26 protein-coding genes and 1 pseudogene are annotated in these 21,170 nt (G+C 43.7%); 11 read left to right on the forward strand and 16 right to left on the reverse strand.

Going from position 1 to position 21,170, the window contains the following annotated elements; translation table 11 throughout:
- Nucleotides 1-328 precede the first annotated feature (328 nt).
- The 8 genes and pseudogenes from D6D85_RS10320 to D6D85_RS10355 all read right to left on the reverse strand — a co-directional run bounded on the left by D6D85_RS10320 (nucleotide 329) and on the right by D6D85_RS10355 (nucleotide 7,243).
- On the reverse strand, nucleotides 329-562 hold the full coding sequence (locus tag D6D85_RS10320; protein WP_373695747.1) for a type II toxin-antitoxin system HicB family antitoxin: 234 nt from the start codon (nucleotides 560-562) through the stop codon (nucleotides 329-331).
- A gap of 72 nt (nucleotides 563-634) precedes the next feature.
- Nucleotides 635-1,007, reverse strand: a pseudogene (locus D6D85_RS10325) (chloride channel protein); the annotation flags it as partial.
- A 752-nt stretch (nucleotides 1,008-1,759) separates the two neighbouring features.
- Nucleotides 1,760-2,065 carry a hypothetical protein gene (locus tag D6D85_RS10330; protein ID WP_125671961.1) on the reverse strand — a complete coding sequence of 102 codons (306 nt, stop codon included), beginning with the start codon at nucleotides 2,063-2,065 and terminating at the stop codon, nucleotides 1,760-1,762.
- 253 nt (nucleotides 2,066-2,318) lie between these two features.
- Nucleotides 2,319-2,699 (reverse strand): hypothetical protein, encoded by a 381-nt coding sequence (locus D6D85_RS10335; RefSeq protein WP_125671962.1) that lies wholly within the window; start codon nucleotides 2,697-2,699, stop codon nucleotides 2,319-2,321.
- A 52-nt stretch (nucleotides 2,700-2,751) separates the two neighbouring features.
- Nucleotides 2,752-3,783 carry a hypothetical protein gene (locus D6D85_RS10340; protein WP_125671963.1) on the reverse strand — a complete coding sequence of 344 codons (1,032 nt, stop codon included), beginning with the start codon at nucleotides 3,781-3,783 and terminating at the stop codon, nucleotides 2,752-2,754.
- A 74-nt stretch (nucleotides 3,784-3,857) separates the two neighbouring features.
- Nucleotides 3,858-4,979: a tRNA uracil 4-sulfurtransferase ThiI gene (gene thiI, locus D6D85_RS10345; RefSeq protein ID WP_125671964.1), complete on the reverse strand. Its 1,122-nt coding sequence runs from the start codon at nucleotides 4,977-4,979 to the stop codon at nucleotides 3,858-3,860.
- A 45-nt stretch (nucleotides 4,980-5,024) separates the two neighbouring features.
- A complete protein-coding gene (gene trm14 / locus D6D85_RS10350; RefSeq protein WP_125671965.1) occupies nucleotides 5,025-6,125 on the reverse strand; it encodes a tRNA (guanine(6)-N2)-methyltransferase in 1,101 nt (366 codons plus the stop codon).
- 23 nt (nucleotides 6,126-6,148) lie between these two features.
- On the reverse strand, nucleotides 6,149-7,243 hold the full coding sequence (locus D6D85_RS10355; RefSeq protein ID WP_125671966.1) for an MFS transporter: 1,095 nt from the start codon (nucleotides 7,241-7,243) through the stop codon (nucleotides 6,149-6,151).
- Between the two features lie 69 nt (nucleotides 7,244-7,312).
- Between D6D85_RS10355 and D6D85_RS10360 the strand changes: the two genes are divergently transcribed.
- Together D6D85_RS10360 and D6D85_RS10365 are read left to right on the forward strand one after the other, a co-directional pair.
- On the forward strand, nucleotides 7,313-8,041 hold the full coding sequence (locus D6D85_RS10360; protein ID WP_125671967.1) for a lipoate--protein ligase family protein: 729 nt from the start codon (nucleotides 7,313-7,315) through the stop codon (nucleotides 8,039-8,041).
- 4 nt (nucleotides 8,042-8,045) lie between these two features.
- A complete protein-coding gene (locus tag D6D85_RS10365) occupies nucleotides 8,046-8,309 on the forward strand; it encodes a lipoate protein ligase C-terminal domain-containing protein (protein ID WP_125671968.1) in 264 nt (87 codons plus the stop codon).
- On the opposite strand, the gene D6D85_RS10370 is transcribed toward D6D85_RS10365, so the two are convergent.
- On the reverse strand, nucleotides 8,298-8,936 hold the full coding sequence (locus D6D85_RS10370; RefSeq protein ID WP_125671969.1) for a B3/B4 domain-containing protein: 639 nt from the start codon (nucleotides 8,934-8,936) through the stop codon (nucleotides 8,298-8,300). The genes D6D85_RS10365 and D6D85_RS10370 overlap by 12 nt on opposite strands.
- Nucleotides 8,937-9,069: 133 nt before the next feature.
- Between D6D85_RS10370 and D6D85_RS10375 the strand changes: the two genes are divergently transcribed.
- A complete protein-coding gene (locus D6D85_RS10375; protein WP_125671970.1) occupies nucleotides 9,070-9,807 on the forward strand; it encodes a hypothetical protein in 738 nt (245 codons plus the stop codon).
- A 45-nt stretch (nucleotides 9,808-9,852) separates the two neighbouring features.
- Nucleotides 9,853-11,139, forward strand: a complete 1,287-nt coding sequence (hisS, locus tag D6D85_RS10380) for a histidine--tRNA ligase (protein ID WP_125671971.1) — start codon at nucleotides 9,853-9,855, stop codon at nucleotides 11,137-11,139.
- A 61-nt stretch (nucleotides 11,140-11,200) separates the two neighbouring features.
- Here hisS and D6D85_RS10385 read toward each other — a convergent pair whose 3' ends face one another.
- Nucleotides 11,201-12,568 carry an MFS transporter gene (locus tag D6D85_RS10385; protein ID WP_125671972.1) on the reverse strand — a complete coding sequence of 456 codons (1,368 nt, stop codon included), beginning with the start codon at nucleotides 12,566-12,568 and terminating at the stop codon, nucleotides 11,201-11,203.
- A gap of 298 nt (nucleotides 12,569-12,866) precedes the next feature.
- On the opposite strand from D6D85_RS10385, the gene D6D85_RS10390 reads away from it, so the two are divergent.
- Nucleotides 12,867-13,307: a hypothetical protein gene (locus D6D85_RS10390; protein ID WP_125671973.1), complete on the forward strand. Its 441-nt coding sequence runs from the start codon at nucleotides 12,867-12,869 to the stop codon at nucleotides 13,305-13,307.
- Between the two features lie 125 nt (nucleotides 13,308-13,432).
- Here D6D85_RS10390 and D6D85_RS10395 read toward each other — a convergent pair whose 3' ends face one another.
- From D6D85_RS10395 to D6D85_RS10415, 6 genes are all read right to left on the reverse strand, one after another.
- Entirely contained in the window at nucleotides 13,433-14,059 is a 627-nt protein-coding gene (locus D6D85_RS10395) for a glucose-6-phosphate isomerase family protein (RefSeq protein WP_161969828.1), read from the reverse strand.
- Between the two features lie 62 nt (nucleotides 14,060-14,121).
- Entirely contained in the window at nucleotides 14,122-14,496 is a 375-nt protein-coding gene (locus D6D85_RS10400; RefSeq protein ID WP_125671975.1) for a Trm112 family protein, read from the reverse strand.
- A gap of 17 nt (nucleotides 14,497-14,513) precedes the next feature.
- Nucleotides 14,514-15,983, reverse strand: a complete 1,470-nt coding sequence (locus tag D6D85_RS10405; protein WP_237558823.1) for a B12-binding domain-containing radical SAM protein — start codon at nucleotides 15,981-15,983, stop codon at nucleotides 14,514-14,516.
- Nucleotides 15,958-16,092, reverse strand: a complete 135-nt coding sequence (locus tag D6D85_RS17055; RefSeq protein ID WP_272914438.1) for a hypothetical protein — start codon at nucleotides 16,090-16,092, stop codon at nucleotides 15,958-15,960. The genes D6D85_RS10405 and D6D85_RS17055 overlap by 26 nt, the downstream gene beginning before the upstream one ends.
- The gene (locus D6D85_RS10410) at nucleotides 16,089-16,487 is read right to left on the reverse strand and encodes a MarR family transcriptional regulator (RefSeq protein WP_125671977.1); all 399 of its coding nucleotides are present in this window, start codon (nucleotides 16,485-16,487) and stop codon (nucleotides 16,089-16,091) included. The genes D6D85_RS17055 and D6D85_RS10410 overlap by 4 nt, the downstream gene beginning before the upstream one ends.
- A 54-nt stretch (nucleotides 16,488-16,541) precedes the next feature.
- The gene (locus tag D6D85_RS10415; RefSeq protein ID WP_237558824.1) at nucleotides 16,542-17,813 is read right to left on the reverse strand and encodes a DUF6938 domain-containing protein; all 1,272 of its coding nucleotides are present in this window, start codon (nucleotides 17,811-17,813) and stop codon (nucleotides 16,542-16,544) included.
- Between the two features lie 137 nt (nucleotides 17,814-17,950).
- On the opposite strand from D6D85_RS10415, the gene D6D85_RS10420 reads away from it, so the two are divergent.
- The 6 genes from D6D85_RS10420 to D6D85_RS10435 form a co-directional block, all read left to right on the forward strand.
- On the forward strand, nucleotides 17,951-18,625 hold the full coding sequence (locus D6D85_RS10420; RefSeq protein WP_125671978.1) for a hypothetical protein: 675 nt from the start codon (nucleotides 17,951-17,953) through the stop codon (nucleotides 18,623-18,625).
- Between the two features lie 9 nt (nucleotides 18,626-18,634).
- On the forward strand, nucleotides 18,635-19,777 hold the full coding sequence (locus D6D85_RS10425) for a hypothetical protein (RefSeq protein ID WP_125671979.1): 1,143 nt from the start codon (nucleotides 18,635-18,637) through the stop codon (nucleotides 19,775-19,777).
- Between the two features lie 121 nt (nucleotides 19,778-19,898).
- Entirely contained in the window at nucleotides 19,899-20,039 is a 141-nt protein-coding gene (locus D6D85_RS16410) for a hypothetical protein (protein WP_161969829.1), read from the forward strand.
- Nucleotides 20,011-20,139 carry a hypothetical protein gene (locus tag D6D85_RS17060; RefSeq protein ID WP_272914439.1) on the forward strand — a complete coding sequence of 43 codons (129 nt, stop codon included), beginning with the start codon at nucleotides 20,011-20,013 and terminating at the stop codon, nucleotides 20,137-20,139. Before D6D85_RS16410 ends, D6D85_RS17060 begins: the two co-directional genes overlap by 29 nt.
- Before the next feature lie 267 nt (nucleotides 20,140-20,406).
- Nucleotides 20,407-20,709 carry a hypothetical protein gene (locus D6D85_RS10430; protein WP_125671980.1) on the forward strand — a complete coding sequence of 101 codons (303 nt, stop codon included), beginning with the start codon at nucleotides 20,407-20,409 and terminating at the stop codon, nucleotides 20,707-20,709.
- Nucleotides 20,710-20,989: 280 nt separating this feature from the next.
- On the forward strand, nucleotides 20,990-21,170 hold a 181-nt coding region (locus D6D85_RS10435), incomplete at its 3' end, for an NAD(P)H-hydrate epimerase (protein ID WP_272914440.1).

The following is a 21,170-nucleotide window of genomic DNA, read 5'->3' on the forward strand; positions in this document are numbered from 1 at the left end:
AGACACATAAAAATAGAAAATTTAACAGGTATCGAACTCCAAAGAGCAATAACAGAATTACTTTAAATTCTGAGCTCAAATTCTTAAAAATTCGATTAGTATGCTCCTGCGGGGAAGTAAAGAAGGATTTGATAAGTAAGGGATTCGGCATATTAGGACTCAGACTTCATTACCTACACTCTAGGAAGAAGTTTAATAAAATATTTTGTAGAATATTGAAAATATGCTCGCTTAAGGATTTGCAGGCGGTTCGAGATCATTGCAGCCTGTCTTTCCTGTTAAGGCTAAGCGTAGCTGAAGGAACTAACAGATCCACTTTCAAAAGTTCTTATTGGCTGGAACTGGTCTTAGGCTCACTTGCACCGACCTCAATGAACTGGACACCGATGAGCTCCCCCTTTACCTCAGGTCCTTCAACCTCTAGATAGAGCTTCACTGCTTCCTTAATCCTCTCCAAGAGTTCATCTAATGTTCTAGCCTGAGTGTGGCATCCTGGGAGCTCGGGAACGTATGCCACGTAGTAACCATCCTCGTCTCTCTCTATGACCACGCTGAACTTCAAGATCCCACCATTTAACTATCCAATAAGAGGTATTTTAAACTTCCTCTCAGAGAACTTGCCTCAAAATTATCGTGCATGCATCTTTACTGGAATAACTATCCATCTAATTTTTCCTTGATAGTAATGATAAGCTTTAATAGCTGCATCAGTACCATGGCCCTCAGCCTCTGGAGCAAGAGTATAAACTATCAACCCAGATAGTAATCCTCCTATAATAAGAGAAACTGGAATTAAGAAATAGCGATTTGCCTCAAAAACAAAATTAAGCGAGCCGCCTTCTCCTAGGGGCATCGGATAAGAGATCCCAATTAAACTAGTTAGGAATAAATACTCGAAAAAAATGAAGCAAAAGATAGAATGTAGTTGCTGCTAATCCCGCGATTACCCCAAGAATTACTCCTAAAACAAACCACTTTTCAAAGTATGGAAGGGAAGAAAGCTTCATGTAGCTGCGCATGGCGCATCACCCCTCTACCCAAGATGTCCTAGCTCCTAAGAAGCTCAGAGGAGGCAGAACATCCGGCCTTAGAAGGGTCATTTCACCGCCGTTGCTGCTGGTACCGTAGTCGCATTTAAGCTGATTAGCAGAAGGGAGACGTAATAAAAAGTTTTTTCCATGAGAGAAATTTGATGATAATCTGCCCGAGCAAGAAAAGTTACCATGTGAGAACAGAGATTATTCCAGCTAAAAGCTCTAAGGCAGACCTATCCCTGTAAGCAGCATTTGTCCCTGTAGTAAACTAGCCAATTCTTATGTAGAGATCCTTGGAGGCTTCGTGATTTCAAGCAACGTGCGCATTCCAAATGCGCGCACAAAAGGAAAATGTAGATCTTCCTCTAAACCCTTGGCCTTTCCTCGCTCTTCAGTCTAGATAATTCGCTCAAGATCGAGTATGCAGATGAGATATTGAAATTAAAATTATAGCACAAAATAATAATAGATTAAAGCATCCTGCGTAGATAAGGTTCATCCTCCTGTACGCTAGATCGTTAAGGGAGGAGGTAGAAAATCAAGAAGCATAACAAGAATGACGAGAAGAAAGGACAGAATCAGGTCTGTTTCCGTGATCTCGGCATCCAATATTTCAACCGCATTATATAAGAATATAAAAAGGATACTCTCATAAGATCAACGGTAAATGAATGTGGAGGATCTTTACGATTACCCGAACATTTTGATATTAACTCTCTCACCCCTTATGCCTTAGCCCTGTAATAATGCCTAAAGGGCAGAAGGGTGATTAAGGAGAAGCATGCGAGCGGTATCATGAGGCCAATTGAGGAGTAGAGAGCTCCTGATGATATCAAATACATGTCATTGTCATCCCACTCCTTCCTCTCGATAGGGCCCACTACCTTCATCAAAAGAATTGATGTGAGGAAAAGGGGCAAAGCCATGATCTCAAAGCATATGAGAGAGGATGTAACATAGCCATGAAGATAGAGGGATATCAGAAGGGAGAAAATGCACACAACAGTGCTATAAGCAGCTATTTCCTCCACATCCTCTCATCTCTGATTATTACGTTCTGCTGGTAGATAAATCTTTAGGAGGATGTACACCATTCTTCGCATACATCATGGCAGGAGACTGCACAGATAACAATGGAAAACAGTTCACAGAAGAACTCAGCAGGGCCTGTAAAGAGGCAGAGGATAGCAAGATGTATATCGCATAGATATTCGCATGAAAGACTGAAGCCGAGGGTGCATGTAGCCTTGTTTAAAAGCAAGTTATGGGAATTTTCCTAAGCTCTTATGGTAACTTTTGCTTTTCGACAACTCTTCTTGCTGTATAAAAGGATATTGCGATTATGGGAAAAATAAGATACAATAGAAGATTTCCTGCTATGAGCTCAATAGATGCATTTAAGAACTTAAGGAGAGCAAGAAAAAGCAATGCACCAGTAAATATCGCAACTGCGTATACTTCCAGCACTTTTTTACTTACTTCCCTTGGATCTCTTCTCATTATGGGAAGAGAAAGGACAATTGAGAAAAAAGTAAAGAAACTCGAAAGGGCAGTGAGAATATTGTGAAAGAAAATCCTGTCAACTAGATAGCCCGCTATGCCAAGCATAATAGCTAAGATGCCTACTATGAGGATCTCCTCTTTAGCTGTCAACTCCTTTCTCATAAGCTCTTTCATCAAGCTCACCAAGAATATAAAGTTTAGTATGTCTGGTAAGCTAAGCCCAGCTACAGAACCAACTGCATACTCTTTCTGCAATCCATACGCATACAATTCCGCAGAGAACAGTACCAAATCCTCCTGTAATGGTCTCACATATACCAAAACATATCCAAGCAGCGGTGTAGGTACATAGCCATTCGCATACCCAATCATCGGTTATCAAAGCCTTTGCATTCAATACAGGCTTATCGATCCACATGTTCTCAACCATACCAGCCAGATGCCTCAGGTGTCTAGCCATAACCAAGTATCCTGGGACAAGCTGCTCTCTAACTGTTTTATTTCCTTTTTCATACACCTTGGATAGCCTTTCAGCAGTATCAGAAAGCATCTCATACATCTCAGATAGCTTAACAGGACCGCTTATGTTCACAAACTCAAGGGATTCGACTTTCTTGTTCACAGGGGAGTACCTCACGAGAGTGGATGCTATGTATCCATCTTCTCTCGGGAATAGGGTTGTGAATATGCTCAAATTCCCAGATGGATCCCTTACAGTGTAGTTGAGCTCATAGTATTCAGCTGTCAGATTTCCTGTTATTCTGACAAGGTTTATCTCAAGGCCTCTAAACACAGGGGGCTTTCCAGCTTTTGATTCTGTCTGAATCGGTCTTATCGGAACTGGCTCTATCGGGGGCCTTGCTGGAAAGATCGAGATCCTCTGCACATGGACTTGGTATTTTGTTCCGTTCAAATATATGTCTATATCAGCCCCTCTTCCCATTATATTCCCTCTTACATCCACTATAGCCTCATTCTCAACTCCATCCCTCACATATCTTACGGAGAAAACCGATCTGTTCTCCCCCTTCTCGATCAACTTAACTGTGTGATTGCAGGAGCATCCACCCTTAAGGGGGCATTGCATGAGGGATTTTACATCAAAAGGCTTTATACTGACTCCCTTGCTGGCATCTATCTCTATGTTGTGCTCTGTCCCCACTGGCTGCGCCATCAGGATGTTCGGTGCCAGTAAGATCAACGCCAGAAGGACTGAGAGAGACACCACAACATAGGGCCTTCTCATATTATCCCCTTGAAGGGGAAGCTTAACAAAATATTTTTTTTCGATAGAAAAATTGAAAAATGTTACTGCATTCTTCAGATTATAGATGTGACATCCTGCAGTGTCTCAATGCTTCTTTTTGCTATCTCCTCCGCATTGATCCTTCTCTCTATCTCCAGCACTTTATCCAGCCTAGCTTTAGTGACGGGCTTTTTCACGCATATAGTGAGGCTTCCGCACTCCTGAGCAGTCCTCTCCGTGGATATGCTGAAGGTCCCTATCTCCCTCGCTATGTTGGATATCTGGTCCTTGTCCATCGATATTAGGGGTCTGTAAACTGGTAGCTCTGATGCGGCATCTATTGCCATCAGGTTGTCCAGAGTCTGGGATGATACCTGTCCCAGGGAATCTCCCGTCACTATTCCCTTTGCCCCAACCCTTTTAGCAAGCTCATTTGCCACTCTGAGCATTATCCTCCTCTCCAGCACATATGCATACTTTGCAACATCAGCAGGTATTTCGTAATCTGCAGTGTAGGCATATGCTCTCAGCTCCTCCCCTATGTGCCACTCCCTAAGCACTCTGATAACCTTAACAAATCTATCAAATCCCTCTGGAGCGAGAGGAGACATCGCATAAAGAGCTGTTATAGAAGCACCTCTCCTCATCATCATCCAAGCTGCAACAGGCGAATCTATTCCTCCTGAGATCAGTGCAACTAGGTTTCCAGCAGTCCCGAGAGGAAGGCCCCCGGGTCCTCTCTCCCTTCCAACATAGAAGTAGCTCTTATCCCCCCTGACCTCCACAAATACCTCCACATCAGGGTTTTTCAGATCCACTTTCCTTCTTGCAATGGATCCAAGCTTTTTTGCAAGATCAACACTTGTGTAAGGATGATTCCCAACCCTTCTGACCCTTACCGCAAAGCTCTTCCCCTCAGGTATCCAGCTCTCATATCTTTTTGTGAAGAATTCCTCTATATCCCTCATATCCGAGGAGTTCAACCGCTCAGCTCTTGCTATCCATGCTATTCCGAATATCCTCCTCAATTTCTCCGTGGAGGAGTTGTCAGCCTCTATCTCAAGCTTTCCCCCGAGCTTCCTGATAACAGCTCCAGGAATTGCCCTCCTTATGTTCTCAATAAGCTTTCCCTCAAACTTCCTCCTGACAGCATCTGACTTCAGGGAGATCTCCCCGGATTCTGATACAAGGAACATCAGGAAAATAGGAGGGGATTGTTTAATAAGATGTCTGGTGATTACTCATAATTCCACCATATAAACTCCTGTCATCAGATCTCCGTATCTCACATCATACCTTTTAACAGTTGAGAAGTGCTCAGCAGCGTACTTCTCGAATATCCTCATCTCCGATGTTATGACGACCATTCTTTTCCTCAAAACAAGGCTTGCTGACCTGAGAAAACCTGAGTATATCCTCTCTATAATTCCCTTTTTCCCAACTCTCATGCCATAAGGAGGGTTTGTCACCATGTAATCGACCTCACTGATGTACTCATTCATCCTCTCAGCAGCTCCCTGGATAAACATGGGATGAATTCCGACATAATCGGCGATCTTTTTAGCTCCTTCTATGTGTTTTCTGAATTTCTCAACCCCATAAAGCCTCAGTGGAACCTCTCTTTCGCTTATTTCAGGCAGGTAGTCGAAGAACTTCCTGAAGGCAAAGTCCTTTCTATATTTGCATATCGGCGTGTTCTTAGCTATCATCCCTGCCTCAAAAAGTATGGTTCCGCTCCCGCAAAATGGATCTAGGAGGGAGAAATCGGAGCTCCATCCAGATAAATACACTAGAGAGGCAGCTATAGCTGGATTCAGCGGTGCAGGGTGCTGATATATCCTGTATCTTCTCTTGTGCAGTCCATCGTCTCCTGTCATGTCGATGCCCACCGTGAGATCATCGTCTATTAGATCGCATCTTATGATGACATCAGGCTCTTCTAGGTTCACCTTCGGCCTAACTCCTCTCTCAGCCATGTAGCTGTCTATAACAGCCTGTCCGGAAACTCTTGCAATATCAATTGAGGTGAAGTCATGCTCTCCAGTCCTAGTTGGTCTTATGGCAAAGCTCCAATCGGGTTTTATCATGCTGAAATCAAGCTCCCTGACAATTCTGTATATATCATCAAGTTTTTTCGCTTTTCTCCTAGCTAACAGGTACACTATTCTCTCAACAGTCCTGAGAGAGCAGTGCATTGAGGGTATCATATCGAAATCGGATTCAAAGAATATCCTTCCCCTTCTCTCCCTTTTCTCGACAACCCTTCCAATCCCCTTTTTCTCTATCTCCTCAGCGGCAACGAACTCCAGTCCTGGGGCACAGGTTGCATAGAAGGCTGCCATCAGGATTTACTTTGAAATATCAGTTATAAAATATATTCTTTCCTGTCATCCATGAGAGTTATTGCTATCAGAATCGATAGGATGATGAGAAGGGAGCCCACCAGAGTCATGTGAGTGCTATGTCCCAGATAAGTGTAGGATATTCCTCCTAGAGAGGGTGCTATTGCCCTCATGATTCCAGTCAGGGAGGACCAGACCCCTGCTTGGGAGAGAAGCTCCTCTTCAGGAACCCTTTCAGCGATGTATGCCCATGCGATAGGATCCCACGTTGCTATAACAAGGCCCATCAAGATAGAACTTATGAAAAGGCTGATCTTTCCGATGGGATATCCATAAATAAGGACTAAAATTGCTCCCACTAACTCGGAGATTGCCATGAAGAGGCCCCTGTTTCCTCTATCGGAAAGACCACCCATTGCAGGATTGAAGACTATTGCTGTAACCATCATGCCAGCTTGGGCAGTAGCTATATCTAAATCAGTTGCCTTCACGATTTTTGGTGCTGTTACAAGGAAAAAAGGATAAAACATAGCCCAAATGAAGCTATCCATTAGCGATATCAGCATAAACCTCCTGATGCTCCTGTTAACCCGTAAAGAAATAGATCTGATCTCCTTTCTCATCGGAGGAATAAGAGCTATGGAGGAAAGGGAAATTAATGCCCCTGATAGAAGCATAACAGTTCTTCCAGCTAAATTATTAGTCAAAACGCCAAGATAACCTCCAAGAATGACTCCCAGATTACCTGAGGAGACTATAAATCCCAGCTTGAGGCCCTTTCTCTTTCCGCTGCTGAAAAGCACTCTAATACCTATCATTGTAAGGGCAAATCCAGTTGATGAGAAGATGAGGGATAGAAGCACTGTGTAGCTGCTAGCTCCCAGCAGAAGGATTAGAGATGATGCAGCATACATCATAACTCCAGCTGAGAACACAGATCTACTGCTTCCAATGAATCCGACCAGAACTCTTGAGAGAACTGATACGAAACCTGAGATTGAGTTAAATAAACCGTAGCTCTCTGGGCTGATCCCTGCTTCAGCGACTATAAAAGGCCACACAGCCGAATAAAAATTGCCTCCTATGGATGAGAGAACTGCTGATAAGTACCTTCTCATCAATCTCCCTAAGCGATTAAATTTAAAACTCTTAAGAAAGGTTTTAAAGCAGGGGAATGCTGAAAGAGGATGCGTCTGCTACTGATCAGTGGAGATGCCGCCTTCAACATGGCTCTGGACGAGCTTCTCCTGAATTTAGCACCAAAAATAGGTCCAACTGTCAGGTTTTACAAGTTCTCCCCCTCAGCTATCACGATAGGATATTTTCAGAGGGTGAGCGAGACCATCAACTTGGAAGAAGCAGGAAAGCTCGGCATAGATTTCGTGAGGAGGGCAACTGGGGGAGGAGCTGTTTATCACGATGAGAGAGGGGAGCTGACATACTCAGTTGTGCTTCCAGCGAGGGAATCAGTTCTGGAGAGCTTCAAAAGGATATGCAATGGTGTAGTTCTCACCTTAAGGAGGATGGGAATTCAAGCTGAGTTCTCCCCGATAAACGATGTGGTTGTCAACAAGAAGAAGATATCCGGAAGTGCTCAGACGAGAAGATCGGGCTTTCTCCTTCAGCATGGGACGATAATGTATGGAACCGATCTTGATGTGATGGAGAGAGTGCTTCTTCCCCCAAAGAAGCTTGCTCAGAAAGGGCTCAGCTCAATAAGGGAGAGAGTGACCACAGCTGAGATAGAGCTTGGAAGAAAAGTGAGCTTTGATGAAGTTCTTTCAAGTGCAATAGAGGGATTTTCGGAGGCATTGGGTGAAAAACTGGAGGAAACAAATGCGGAGGAAATTGGATTGGAGGCAATCAGGGAGATAGAGGCAAGATATAGGTCTAGAGAGTGGAACTGGATGAGGTGATGCATTGGGAAGGTGCCTGATAAGGAGGGAAAAGGAGGTAGATGTTATTGTGGAGGTAGATTCTGGCGTGATAAAAAGAGTTTTGATAGGAGGAGACTTCTTCGCCTTTCCGGAGGGAAGAATAGATGAGCTCCAGTTCAGGCTTATTGGGGCTCACGTGGAGGAAGTTAGAAGAATAGCTGAATCTGTGCTTAGGAACTGCGAGATAGTGGGGGTTGAGAAATCCGATATAATAGAGGCCTTGGAAAAAGCTTCTTCAGACAACTAATGTATCGGAGGTTCTTTTTCCGTGGCAGAACCTCTCTAAAAGCTCAATTGCCATGTTTACAGCCCTTCTTATCGCTGGGATCTCCACTCCCTCGACACCAGCTCCGAGAACAAGAACCCTCTTTGTGTTCTCATCCACTTTTGTCATATCCGAGTCCCTGTATGGGTAGAGGAACATTATAACCTTTGAATCTGAAACAACAGGTTCCCCTCCTCTCAACTTGATTACACCACCTCCTATCGGATGAAAAACCTCCCCTTCCCTAGCAAGCCTCACTAATATCGGCGGTGAGAGCTTATCAAGGTCATAGAGGCCTATTGGAATTAGGGTGGCAAAACTAGCCATGTTTATCGCATCAACAACATTGTTTATCTTGGGAAATTCCCCTCTTTTGAGAACCCTTCTCAACATGGCCTCATTGCTAGGCCTTGTCTTAGTAGGATCTATCCCTATCCTCCAGTAGAAGCTCCTATATGCTTTTATTATCTCCTCATCTATTCTAGCCGATCTTATGAGCTCCCTTGAGTATTCATCCATCTCATCGGATCTGCTTTCAACTTTGACATCAGCTGTTGCATAGGCAACATGGATTCCCAGAGCAGCAGCATCCTCCAGTATGGAGATCATACAGCATGCAGAGAAGGCTTAATAAAAAAATCATTCGGAAAAAGTTCCGCTAAAGGACAAAAAATACTTTATAAGTAGATGTATTGATGCGAGTAAACAATCGATTTTTATATCTGGGGAATCAGCTTTCATTATGAGCATAATTCTCTGGCTCATCCTGCCTCAACTGATCTCCATTCTCCTAGTGATGCTCACATCCCCCTCACCGGAGCTCTCAATGACAGCTGGTGAGTCAATCGGCCTATCATCTCTTTATGTGGTGCTTGCCTTTGTCTCATCCATCTTCATGGTGTACCTCATAAGGAGAAAAATAGAGAGAGTTCTGAGGATTCTAATTGCTCTAATTATAGCATACAGCTCCATCTTCTCCTTATTTTATATAATACCCTCTCCTATATCGATACCGGCAGGAGCTCTGCTCGCTTACTTTTCCATGAGACAGGGAACTGCTGGAAAAGTGGCAAAGTGCGTCCTTTCATCGATTCTATCATACCTATTTGTCTCCTTCTTTCCAAAGATATTCATATCGATTTTCCTTCTCTTCTTAGCGATATTCGATGCATATTCTGTTTTCAAAGGACCTCTTTCCTCTATATTTGAGTTCCATGCTGAGAGGGTGCTGAGGCCTCTTTTTGTAGAGCATGGAAATGTTGCAGTCGGGCTCGGGGATCTATTCTCATATTCCCTTGCAGCTTCCTCCTCTGCTCTATCTGAATCACTACCTTTGCTTTTTATTCCAGTTTTGTTGCTGAACGCTGGAATAGTAATCACGGTTCTTATGCTAAAGAGGACGAAAAGGCCCCTCCCGGGCCTTACAATTCCCATAATTCTGTGGTTTATGGGAGAATTGCTGATAGGAGCTTTTCGCTAACTGTTTTTTATAATTGTGAATTTTCTTTGGCATCAAGATTATAATATGGCCCGCTTTTACACTTGGATGCTGAGGCTTCCAAGGGGTTTCAGGGACTTCCCTCCTGAGATAGAGATCGTTAGGCAGAGGACTATATCTGCAATAGAGGAGGTATTCAGGAGATATGGATTTGAGCCGATGGAGACATCCTCCATAGAACTATGGGAGACTGTGAAAGGGAAGTATGGGCAGGAGGCGGAAAACAAGCTCCTCTTTGTTTTTCCAGATTTCCTGAGCAAGGAATGGCTCTCGCTCAGGTATGATCTCACCGCTCCTCTCGCCAGGTATGTAGCATCGCATCCAGAGCTGCCATTGCCATTTAAGAGATATGAAATAGGGAGAGTCTGGAGACATGAGGAACCGCAGAGGGGAAGGTACAGGGAGTTCTGGCAGTGTGATGCTGATATAGTTGGATCTCCATACCCTGAAGCTGATGCAGAGATAATAAACCTGATAGACGATGCCATATCCCAGTTTGGATTTGAGATAAAGATAAGGCTGAGCGATAGAAGGATTCTCTCCTCAATACTGTCCAAGATGGGAATAGATCATGTGCAGGTCTACAGAGCAGTGGACAAGCTTGACAAGATAGGATGGGATGGTGTATCGAGGGAGCTCAGGGATCAGCTTAAAGAGGAGGAGATAACAAAAATAAAGGAGATTATATCGATAAAAGAAATTGAAGATGTTGAAAAAATAGGGGGCGATGAGATAAGAGAAGTAACAAGAAATCTGCTCGAGATAATTGACTTGGTTAACAATAAAAGCAAGGTGGTTTTTGATATGAGCTTGGTCAGGGGACTTGATTACTACACAGGCCCTGTCTATGAGGTTGTTCTGAAAGACCAGAGGATAGGAAGCGTTGCTGGAGGGGGCAGATACGACAGCCTGATAAAGATGTACGGAGGCAAGGATGTGCCCGCGACAGGGGCGAGCATAGGAGTTGAGAGGCTGATAGAAGTGGGTCTTGAAACAGGCATTTTCAAAAAGGAAACTGCGTTAACGCAGGCATATTTGATATCCATATCGGATAAGAACAGGGACTTCTGCTGGAAAATCTGCAAGGAGCTGAGAGATAATGGAATAAGGACAGCAGTTGACCTGATGAGGAGAGATCAAAGATCGCAGAGGGAGCATGCAAGAAAAGTTGGCATCAGATTTCTCATATTTGTGGGAGATAAGGAGGAGAAAGAGGGAATGCTTACAGTAGTGGATTCCCTGACAGGGGAGAGGATGTATCTATCAGTGCAGGATACTGTGGCTGAAATTAAAAAGAGGCTGAAAAGCAGCTGATGCAGTTAGGCCGTGAAGAATCTCTGAAACAGGAATTTTTCCTATAAAAAGAGAAGGGGGTTTATTCCTTTATCTCAGCCAAATCTACACCTTTTCTCTCAGGGACAAACAGTATTGCTATGATGCACATTACCGCTCCTATTATTCCTACTATAGCGGGAGAGAGCCATTGCACTTCCCCTTCAATTGCTTGAATCTGCGGGATGCTATGAACCCACCATGTGTATATGCTATACCATGCTCCCACAAAAACACCGCCTGAGTAGCCGAATCCAACTCCGGATGAACGTCTCTTCGTTGGAAAGTTCTCAGCAAGCCATGCAGGCAGCATTCCCCACGTAAACTTTAGAGAGCAGACTATGATTGTGGCAAGAAGAGCTAGTCCTATGATGTGAGAGAGAGCTGCGATATACAGGAGGTAGTATGCAGGAATGCCTATTATTAATATGTATATATTCCATAAAATAGTTAATTTTCTTCTTCCGATATAGTCTGAGAGCCATCCGTAGAATATATAGCCCAATACTGTTATGAATAAGGAAAATCCATAGATTAGAGAGTATGTTGTATAATCAAAACCACGTCCTTTCAGCGTCAGAATATCCGGTATGTAAGAGTAGACCGTGTAATCCCTTATAAAGAGGCCTGACATGAAGACCAATATTATAAGGAATGTCCAGAGAGTCGGCGGCTTGAATAGACTTAGAAATGGATGCTTTTCCAGCTCTCCCTTCTCCTTAGCAAGCTTATACATGGGAGACTCAGGCAGCATTCTTCTAATCACTAGAGCTATAAAAACTGGTATTAGCCCGGTCAGAAATACATAGCGCCATCCAACCGCTATCATGGCCTCTTCGCTCATAACAGCTGAGAATGCTGCAAATACAAAGGCGTTTAGCATGTATCCAAATGGAAATCCGGACTGAATGATTCCGCCCACTCTTCCTCGGATGTCCTTTGGACATAGCTCCATGGCGAATGTATGTCCTACAGCATACTCCCCTCCGAAGATGAATCCCATGAGAAATCTCATCAGGGCAAACAAGACCCAAGCCCATATTCCTATTTCAGCGTACGTTGGTAAGAATGCCGTAACTCCTGCCACTATGCCCACTCCTGCCATTGTTATCAAAAATATGCGTCTTCTTCCAAATTTATCCGCATAATGCCCGAAGAAAGCTGAGCCAAATGGTCTAGCGGCCATTGTGATAGAATAGGTCAGGAGTATCATGACGTACTGCCAAGCCAGACCGGCTTTGCTGGGAGGAACAAAAACATGTGTGAGCACTGGAGCAAGTATTATCACAAGGCCCATGTCATAGGCATCCATTCCAAAGCCGAGAAACTGGGATATCATGGCCAGTTTTCCTTCATGCGTCATTCCCGGGAGACCTATGAGAGGGATTCTCTCTTTCTTAGTACCACTCATAGGGCCCACCTCGCACCTGAGGAGGAAAAAATCTAGGATTAGCTACCGAGTTCTATAAAAATTTTTCCTTTTAGTGCTACAGATATAGTTGATAATGAGAACCAAGGTAAAGCAACTTAGTTTAAAAATTACCGAAATAACCGAAGACATATCAAAAATATGTTACCTAGTTGTCGATTTTGAAGGATTGGGCTTCTGAGGTATTGATATATTTTAATCAGCTTTTAAATAATAATTAATATCATTTAAGAAGAGAAAAGCTTATATAGAATGTGTTGCATGTATTGCATGTGATACCATGTCGGAGGAGGTGAGTGAAAGGATGTCCGAGGAGAAGAGGGATGTGACAATAAGAGGTCTGGAGTCGGAGGTTTACAGAAGCTTCTCCTCTCTTGCCAAGGAGATGGGGAAGACAGTGGGAGAGCTCATGAATGAGGCAATGAAGATCTACATGAGAATCCTTCATCTACCTGGAGAGCTCTCAAAGAGAATTCCGGCATCAATAGGGGGTATTGAGGAGCTTGCAGTCGAGGATAAAGATGTTAAGGAACTGGGAAGGCCAATTATATTTAAAAACATAAAAAAGCTTACGCTGAGGATAAGCAGGGAGTCCTTATCCAATATAATTGCAATAGATGGATGCGAAGAGCTTGTTATTCCGAAAGATTTGCCCAAACTAGAGGTTTTATCGAAATGCAGCGGAGTTAAGAGGATATCCTTCTTGGAAGACACAAGCTGATTCTTCATTGTCTTGGCTTGCATCATTACTACACTTTTTTCTAAATAGCTGCAATAGATTGCGCGCAAAGGATAGGCTAGCAGAGCTATTGAAAATCTTTCTAACACCGTGAATTTTGGTCTAACTCATTGATAGGGACATAACTTCAGGAGATCTTTCAAATCTAAGCTGAAAATTTCCCCTTTATCCGGTTTTTCCTCTCTAAGCTTGGGAACATACAGGTATCTGTTGTTTCTCACAATTCCATCCACTGTCACATATATGGCAGACCCTCTCATCCTGATGTAGGGCTCATAATCCGATCTGCACTTCCTACAGATGATGTTCTCAAGAACAAGCATTGATTTGGATGGATTCACTGTCACATGCCCATAATATGGAGGTATTCTTACGATCTCTCCCTCCTTTGCTCTTATCAGCACTAGATCATCCAGAACCTCATCCCTTCCAGCTCTTTTCTGCAGGATGAAAATAGCTTCCCCCCTCAGGATACCATATATCTCCGGATATGGGCCATCGTGATAGTGCCCCATCGTCTTTATGAACTCCCTTCCCAAAATTCTGGCCGGCATCACTGTTATGTCATACCTGAGAGTCTCGTGAACTGGTCTCACGTCCCTGAACATGTAATAAGCATCTCCTTCCTCGCTCAAGTTATCCATTAAAACAGGTCTCAGATCCTCTATTCTTCTCACATCTCCTCTAAATCTCCTTCCATCCACCAGAATATACGGGAGGTCTATCTCCAGCATAGGCCTCATCTAGACGGCACAAGATAGTTTATGCATGCATAAGGAAGCTTAAATTCTTTTTGTCAGCCTTTCCCAACAGGACCTCTCTCCAAAACTTTCTTTGGCAGCAAATTTCCAAATTTGGAGAGGAATTCCTCGTCCTCCTTTCTGCTTCTCAGCTCATCCGGAAGCATTCTTGGTATTCCCTCGAGCACGGGATACCATCTGCCGCATTTGTCGCAGGTTATTACAGCTTCCTCTATCTCTATGCCGAGACATGAGGAGCAATCTAGATCCTTTAGCTCTGATATATATCCCCTTTTAAGACCACAGTAAAGCTCGCATTTTACTCCTTCTGCTTTCTTTGCCTCTCTTTTCTCCTCCCTTATCACATGGAGATTCAGGGGAAAGGACTTGCATATTGGACATGCAAGCACGTCCATGAGCCTGTAACGCATTTGTCACAACGCATTTGTTATATAAAAAGGTATCTAGATGCAGCTCTCTTCACAAGAGATATAAAAATTCTTATGGATAATCTTAAAAGAGGATTCGCTTTTCTAAGATACCATCTCGCCAAGTCATCAATCCAGAAAAGGTCGTGCCTCAAACAGGCTTTCATAAGATCCATCTGCTCCTGTGTAGGCTGTGCTCTATACCAATTCTTGTCCCTGAGAAGCCCCATTGGAACAAAGTACATCGGAACTATGAGGCTTCTGTAAGGTTTCAGCTCATCCACAAGCTCCAAGCTCTTTGTGACATCCTCCAGCTTCTCCTCTGGGATGCCTGTTATGAGAGTTGCTGCAGGGACTATTCTCAGTTCATGCATTATGGAAAAAGCATCTATAACAACAGATGGCCACTCCCTAGCGCTGTAAGGAAGTGCTTTTGCCGGCATTATTTTCTCAGCTAGATCAGGGCTTCCAGTCTCTATTCCAACTTCAACCCCTACATAATCATCATCTTCAAGCAACATCTCGGAAAGCCTGCTCATCAGCTTGTAATTTTCCTCAGCATACTTCACTGCAGATAAGCTGAAGTGGCTCCATCCAACGCTTTTAAAGTACTTTCTTGCCAGCTCATGTAGCTTTATTATTGGTTCAGGCCTTGGATAAACGCTGTCAGAGCCATATAGAAGGACATCATCCGAGTGAAGAATGCATCCCTCCACCCCCGCTCTTTTGTTCACCTCGAGCTCCCTCTCTATCATCTCCAGAGTGTAATGCCTCAAGGGCCTTAAAGTGACAGAACAAAACCTGCAACGCCTTGGACATCCCCTTGAGATCTCCACAAGACCGTTCACAGATGCCTTCTTTATGAGCGGTATCTGATGGAGGGACGGCACATCCTCCGCTCCAACTTGAATGAACTTCGGAAGCTCCTCCCCAGAAAGAGCTTTTTTTACAATTTCAACTGTTACTTTCTCTCCTTCTCCATCTATTACGGTGTCTACTCCCCATTTATCAATTAATTCCGGCATGTAAAGCCATTGCCAAGCAGCAGGACCCCCAACTATAATTTTTGCACCATTTTTCTTTGCTCTTCTTATTTCAGGTCTTTCCATGAGCTTTCTGAAGCTCTTTGAGTTGACAGGCTCCTTTCCTGTCAGAACCCACCACTCACTGCTTGGGGGTCCGAGTGCAAAGTAGTCGTGATGGCCTATGGCGATTACCTTAGCTTCATCGATGTGCTTTCCAAGATGATCCGGATCTATCACAGCAGCATCTATTCCTGCATCAAGAAGGGCAGCTTCTATCTTCCTAAGCCCATATGGGGCTTGCCATGGCTCTCCTTTCTCATTAACCTTCATTTTAGGTGCAGATATTTTCATCCAGAGCCATTCCGGCATGAATATTGGGGGAGCTGTTGTCATGAAGCCGATGAACTCCTTTCCATGATGGTTTGTCATCATGGTTCTGTCAGTTGTGATGATGACTTCCGTCATTATCGCTCACCACAAACACCTCTATCGATCTCATCGGATATTTCTCTCTCAACTCCTTGAAGATCTCCACAGCCCTTCTCAAATTATCTGCTTTTACCGAAATCCTCATTTTATCGCCTCCAAAATAGCCAGAAATCTTGTCTTCATCCTATGTTTCATGTACTCAAGGATCAGCTTGTTCTTCACCTTCCTTCTAGCTTCGGCATATGCATGAAGCATCTTTTTCACTGATCCCACTGCTTCATCCAGACTTTTGATCTCCTGTTCCTCCAGAGTTCTAACAGCCTCGATTACCTCCTCCTTTATGTTAACAATTCTTCTCTGCTTGTGTTTCTCGTCCTCATCTATTGTAATAAGCCCCATTTCCCTCATTCTCCTCACTTCTCTAAGAAGGACTGATCTCGATACCCTACCCCTCAGCTCCTTGGCAAGCTTGTTCAGTGATATCCCCTCTGGATGAAGGAGGATGGCATCCATTATGCTAGCATGTACTGGTCTAAACATAGACTGGTATATCAGAGAACCAGTATAAACTTTTTCTTCATTTGCTTAAATATTTTATAATCCAAAAACTATATCCCTGATCCTGAACACACCGAGCTTCTCCACCTCGACAAAGCCCTCCATTGCCATTTCAGCCAGATATCCGTTGTCAAGCCAGTCGAAGAGCCACTGATCGATGTACCTCAAATCCCCCTGAGGAACCCCATATCCCGATTTAACAAGCCATCTCAGGTTTGATTCCTCATGCGATCCAATGGGAGGGGATGCTATTATGGGAATTCCAAGGGCTGAGTAGAATGAGAGCTCCGATGGCTTTGTCCAGAGGATATCGGTCTTCCTCAATGCTGAGTTGAATCTCTCGAAGTAATCCTCTATTCTCTCCTCATATATTATGTCGATATAATTGCCCATCAGGTCTTCAAGCTTGAGCTTCTTTATGCAGTTTAAAAAGTATTCCATAACCCATCTCCTTATCCCAGCTGAGAGGATAACTCTTATTTCCCCTCTCCTTATCATAGGACATAGCTTTTTCAATATAGCGGCTCCTATCTCCTTCTGAGCTCCAGCTCCGCCAACTGAGAAGAGTATTGTCAGAGGATGATCTGATCTCTCAGGAAGATTTCCTAGCTTGTCAAAAACTAGATCACCGTACTTCTCCATGTATTTTCCCCTTGGATCTAGGTTTACTAATCTGTTTCTCATGTCCTCCTTCAGTATCTCCATCCTCTCTGAGCCTATGTTCTCCACTGGAAGAGGATATCCGGTCAGAAATATGTTCTCCTCCCTGACTCCGTAAAGCTTCAGCCTCTCGACAACCCTCTGATTCGGGGCAAAATACTTTATTTTAGAGCTTTTTGGACGAAGAGGAGCCCATGTCCTAGAGATATCTGCATCGCAGATCACGCAGTATATCTCCTCTGGATACTCAAAGTGCTCTGCCATGAATGCTGGGACGAAAAAAGTTGATATAATTGGCAGGGGCTTCTCCTTCAGCCTTGATATAAGATCCTTCCCAAAACCCCTTCTCATCATGTAGCTGTACAATCTGAGAGCAAGACTGGGTCTTGAGAGATCCCTCTTTGGGTAGAACTTTGGAACCCTTTGAAATAAATCAAAAAGGGAGAAAGCAATATCACCTGCTATTGGTATGCCCTTTATCCTTGATATAAGCTCGTATCCTGATTTGAGCTGGTTCCACATCCTTCTGTCCTTCTCCGGGATTCCATCATAGTCGTTTGCATTTATCACTTCTCCTAAATGCCTTAGGGAGAAAGCAGTTCTCTGGTGGCCGTATCCCATGCTGACAGATATTATGTATGCCTTCACATCCCTTCTTTGGTAGAATTCTTTTTAAGAAGTTAGCTTGGCATTGGACAAATTGAGCATTTTAGATTAAAGACGAACTAAAAAAACAAATGCCGAAAAAAGAATATTAAGTAGATCTTCAGTATCTCGGGGTATGCATGAGATCGAGCTATAAGCTCGCTATATCGTTGTCCTTTCTGTTTCTCCCCGTGATCTGTGCAACTGGACAGTATGGAGGATGGGCCTATGCCGGTTACAAATACAACAAGGCATCCATCGCTCCGTTTACAACAGGACTATCTGCAAACATCTATACGATAAATCCCGTGGTTTATGATGCTCATCTGGCAGAGTGGATCTCTGTAACATTTCAATCAAATAATCCTCGTACCCCTTATTATTGGGTCCAGTTAGGGTACTGGAAAAGTCCCTCCTATGGACTGCACTATTACTATGAGTGGTGGGATCAAAACGGCTATAGCGGGCCCCAGTTCTTGGGGTATGGGCCCGGACCTGGCACCACGCACCTCTACTTTGTGCAGAAGACCGGCGTTACATTCACAACATGGTACTACTATATAGACTATTATCTTATAGCAAGTAAATATCTTAGCCTTCCCTCGCCTTATGCTGTAGACCTTCGAGCAGAGGCTGAAGTTAGCTATACAACAAATAACCCTCCGAAGACCAGCATCACCGGAACCCATTTCAGTTATCTTGAGTATAATTACGGTGGATCATGGTCTTTGTGGGATCAGCACTCTGTAGTCCTAGATCCTCCCTATCATATAATAGAAGTCTCTGACTATGAATTTTATGCATATGGCCCTTGAGGTGTCATTATGAGGGCGATTTATCTGATCTCCCTCCTTGCGTTTCTGGTCTTTTTGGGAGCTTTTCTGTACAGCAGAATAAGCCAGGAGAGATTTACCAGCCAACAGATTCCTATCTCAAACCAGACATATAAAAACATCACGATCAATCAAAATCAGGCGTATGAGAACCTTAAAATTCATCAAAATCAGACAGTTAATGTAGAGCAGAAAAACGAATCCCAGCAGATAAGCAGGACAGAAATTAGGGTGATATCCCAGAATGGCTCTCATATGTTTTCTCCTGCTGTGGACAGGCTTTCTTGGAGCTTGGACATAGAGGGAATGATAATTCAAATAGACTTGGGAGATGAGAAAATTGTCATGAGATTATATGAGAAGTGGTGGATGACGAAGGATGACTTGGAGAACTTTTTAGCTAGATTAAATGTGAGCAAAGAGAGTCTTGAGTCCCTGAGAAGCTTTTTGACGCACTTAAACTCGAGTGGATGGGTTCTTGCACCTCCAGCAGTAGAGAAAGTGAGATATGAGAACATGTCACTTGAGGAGTACAAGAAGCTTGCAAAAAGTGTATCAGGGATTGATATTCACATACCTGAAGCACTTCCAGGTGGAATGGTCCTTACTATAGTGAAGGTGCCGACTGATTGGAGGGATAAGTGTCCCAGAATTCGACCTCAGGAATTTCCATGTGCTATTGCTTTATACAGCAAGAAGGGGGCTACTACAGAGCAGGAGGCCGAGATAACGGTTGGAATATCAATATGGGAGGGAATAAGCTCAAGTGATATAATTCTGTATACAAAGGGTGCATATGAGAGAGATATGAGAGGGGAGATAAACGCGAGGATTCTGGAGGGAGCTAGGGCTATAGAGGTTCCCAATAATCCTGATGAAGTATTTCCTATGATGAAAAAGTATCTACAGGAGTATAGGAGTGTCACCTTTGTTAATAGCACACTCATTCTGAATATAGTGAAGAGATCGTTCCCGCCTTATGGACTAGATCCACTAAACAGGCCTGGGCACAGTGCTTGGATTGTCAGGTATGACAATGAAAAAGGAATTCCTGTGGCTTACAGCGTGTTCGCAAAGTATGGCACACCAATAGATTACTTTGTCGAGGCAGTCAAGCTCATACTCTCATCCTGATAGAGATTTTCTCAAATTTTTACTTTTTTGAAACTACTAACTTAATATATTATTTATTCTAATTAAATTTTAGAATCAGTTTACGGAACAGGTTTATTAACCCGCACAGCTAATGTTGCTTGTGCCCAGAAAAGTCAAGGTTGGCTATGTGAGGATCAAGGAGGTAAGAGGGAGGATAAGAATCGAGCCAATCAGCCAGGAGGAGGCTAAGAGGATATTGAAAGGAGATATTGATGCCGGTCAGATTGAGAGTAGAGGTTAGACGCAGGGATTTGAACGAGGGAGTGATGCTAACAGCTCTTGTGAACACAGGTTTTACAGGAAAGGTGCCCAGAAAGCCTAGAGCTTTAGCTCTGGGATGAATGGGCAAAGTTTAAATATAAATCCATGATAGTTATGTCGAGCGAGTCGCTCGGATGACCAAAAGCTGGAATAAGGCTCCGAGCTGAAAAAGGGGATTCCAGCGAAGCGGGGGTACGGCTATATGCCGTATCCAGGGGCTGGTAGGGCATTATGCCCTGGTCTTGACACAGCCCTGAACCCGGTAGGATGAGGCCTAAGGCTGACAAACCGGGAATCTCCCGGCTTTAGCCGCGGAGAATGTCAAAAGCGAGGAGCCTGACATCCTCATGCCTTCAAATGCGGCTAAAACGCTTGGCCTCTGGCCTCAACCAGATGGATCTCTATCCATAATATTTACCACAGCTGGCGGTGAGGTTGAGGGATATGAAGTGCCTCAATCGGTATTTGTGAGGGTTCTAGCTGAGGATAGGGCGAGCAAGGAGGTCTTGGCCAACGCTTTAATAAATCCATTGACTGAGGACGTCCTTATAAGCGATGCATTGGCCGAGGAGCTGGGCATACAAATACTTTATCCACGAAGAGGTATCTGGAAGTTTTCTGACGAAGAGAGAGCCAGAAGCAGTGTATAACTACCCAACACATCGAAAAACTCAGCAGACGCAAGCTTCATTTGACAAAATCACCGGATGACGAAGTGATTTCATTAACATAGGAATTTCTTTATATCTCAAGGATTTCGAGAATTCATTTTTCATGAGATGAAATGTGCTATCCTTCTCAGAATTTTTTAGCTGAATGTTTAATCAAACTAATGACAAGAAAACACAAGGAAGAGATACATAAATTTATATTTCAGTATTCACGCTCTCCAGCGGTTAACTTTTTTATCAGGATAAGCTCGGTTTATCGATGAAAGTCTGCACAGTGGAGGAGATCAGAAGGATAGACTCAAGAGCAGCTGAGGATTACGGAATAGGATACGATCTTCTCATGGAGAATGCCGGAAATGCGCTTTATTTCGTCATATTGAGGGAGATCGGCGTTAGTAAAAAGACCTTCACTGTAATTGCTGGGCAGGGGAACAACGGGG

The sequence above is a fragment of the Candidatus Methanodesulfokora washburnensis genome, from assembly GCF_003947435.1.
GTDB lineage: Archaea > Korarchaeota > Korarchaeia > Korarchaeales > Korarchaeaceae > Methanodesulfokora > Methanodesulfokora washburnensis.

Bases quoted from the DNA above. Each gene is read 5' to 3' on its own strand.
- D6D85_RS10425 (WP_125671979.1), top strand. From the start codon at position 18,635: ATGAGGGCGATTTATCTGATCTCCCTCCTTGCGTTTCTGGTCTTTTTG.
- D6D85_RS10370 (WP_125671969.1), bottom strand. From the start codon at position 8,936: ATGATCTCCATACTGGAGGATGCTGCTGCTCTGGGAATCCATGTTGCC.
- D6D85_RS10400 (WP_125671975.1), bottom strand. From the start codon at position 14,496: ATGCGTTACAGGCTCATGGACGTGCTTGCATGTCCAATATGCAAGTCC.
- hisS (WP_125671971.1), top strand. From the start codon at position 9,853: ATGGCCCGCTTTTACACTTGGATGCTGAGGCTTCCAAGGGGTTTCAGG.
- D6D85_RS10375 (WP_125671970.1), top strand. From the start codon at position 9,070: ATGAGCATAATTCTCTGGCTCATCCTGCCTCAACTGATCTCCATTCTC.
- D6D85_RS10335 (WP_125671962.1), bottom strand. From the start codon at position 2,699: ATGAGAAAGGAGTTGACAGCTAAAGAGGAGATCCTCATAGTAGGCATC.
- D6D85_RS10420 (WP_125671978.1), top strand. From the start codon at position 17,951: ATGAGATCGAGCTATAAGCTCGCTATATCGTTGTCCTTTCTGTTTCTC.
- D6D85_RS10395 (WP_161969828.1), bottom strand. From the start codon at position 14,059: ATGCTGGAGATAGACCTCCCGTATATTCTGGTGGATGGAAGGAGATTT.
- D6D85_RS10355 (WP_125671966.1), bottom strand. From the start codon at position 7,243: ATGAGAAGGTACTTATCAGCAGTTCTCTCATCCATAGGAGGCAATTTT.
- D6D85_RS10390 (WP_125671973.1), top strand. From the start codon at position 12,867: ATGTCGGAGGAGGTGAGTGAAAGGATGTCCGAGGAGAAGAGGGATGTG.
- thiI (WP_125671964.1), bottom strand. From the start codon at position 4,979: ATGTTCCTTGTATCAGAATCCGGGGAGATCTCCCTGAAGTCAGATGCT.
- D6D85_RS17060 (WP_272914439.1), top strand. From the start codon at position 20,011: ATGCCGGTCAGATTGAGAGTAGAGGTTAGACGCAGGGATTTGAACGAG.
- D6D85_RS10340 (WP_125671963.1), bottom strand. From the start codon at position 3,783: ATGAGAAGGCCCTATGTTGTGGTGTCTCTCTCAGTCCTTCTGGCGTTG.
- D6D85_RS10385 (WP_125671972.1), bottom strand. From the start codon at position 12,568: ATGAGTGGTACTAAGAAAGAGAGAATCCCTCTCATAGGTCTCCCGGGA.
- trm14 (WP_125671965.1), bottom strand. From the start codon at position 6,125: ATGGCAGCCTTCTATGCAACCTGTGCCCCAGGACTGGAGTTCGTTGCC.
- D6D85_RS10410 (WP_125671977.1), bottom strand. From the start codon at position 16,487: ATGTTTAGACCAGTACATGCTAGCATAATGGATGCCATCCTCCTTCAT.
- D6D85_RS10430 (WP_125671980.1), top strand. From the start codon at position 20,407: ATGCCTTCAAATGCGGCTAAAACGCTTGGCCTCTGGCCTCAACCAGAT.
- D6D85_RS10405 (WP_237558823.1), bottom strand. From the start codon at position 15,983: ATGACGGAAGTCATCATCACAACTGACAGAACCATGATGACAAACCAT.
- D6D85_RS17055 (WP_272914438.1), bottom strand. From the start codon at position 16,092: ATGAGGATTTCGGTAAAAGCAGATAATTTGAGAAGGGCTGTGGAGATC.
- D6D85_RS10360 (WP_125671967.1), top strand. From the start codon at position 7,313: ATGCGTCTGCTACTGATCAGTGGAGATGCCGCCTTCAACATGGCTCTG.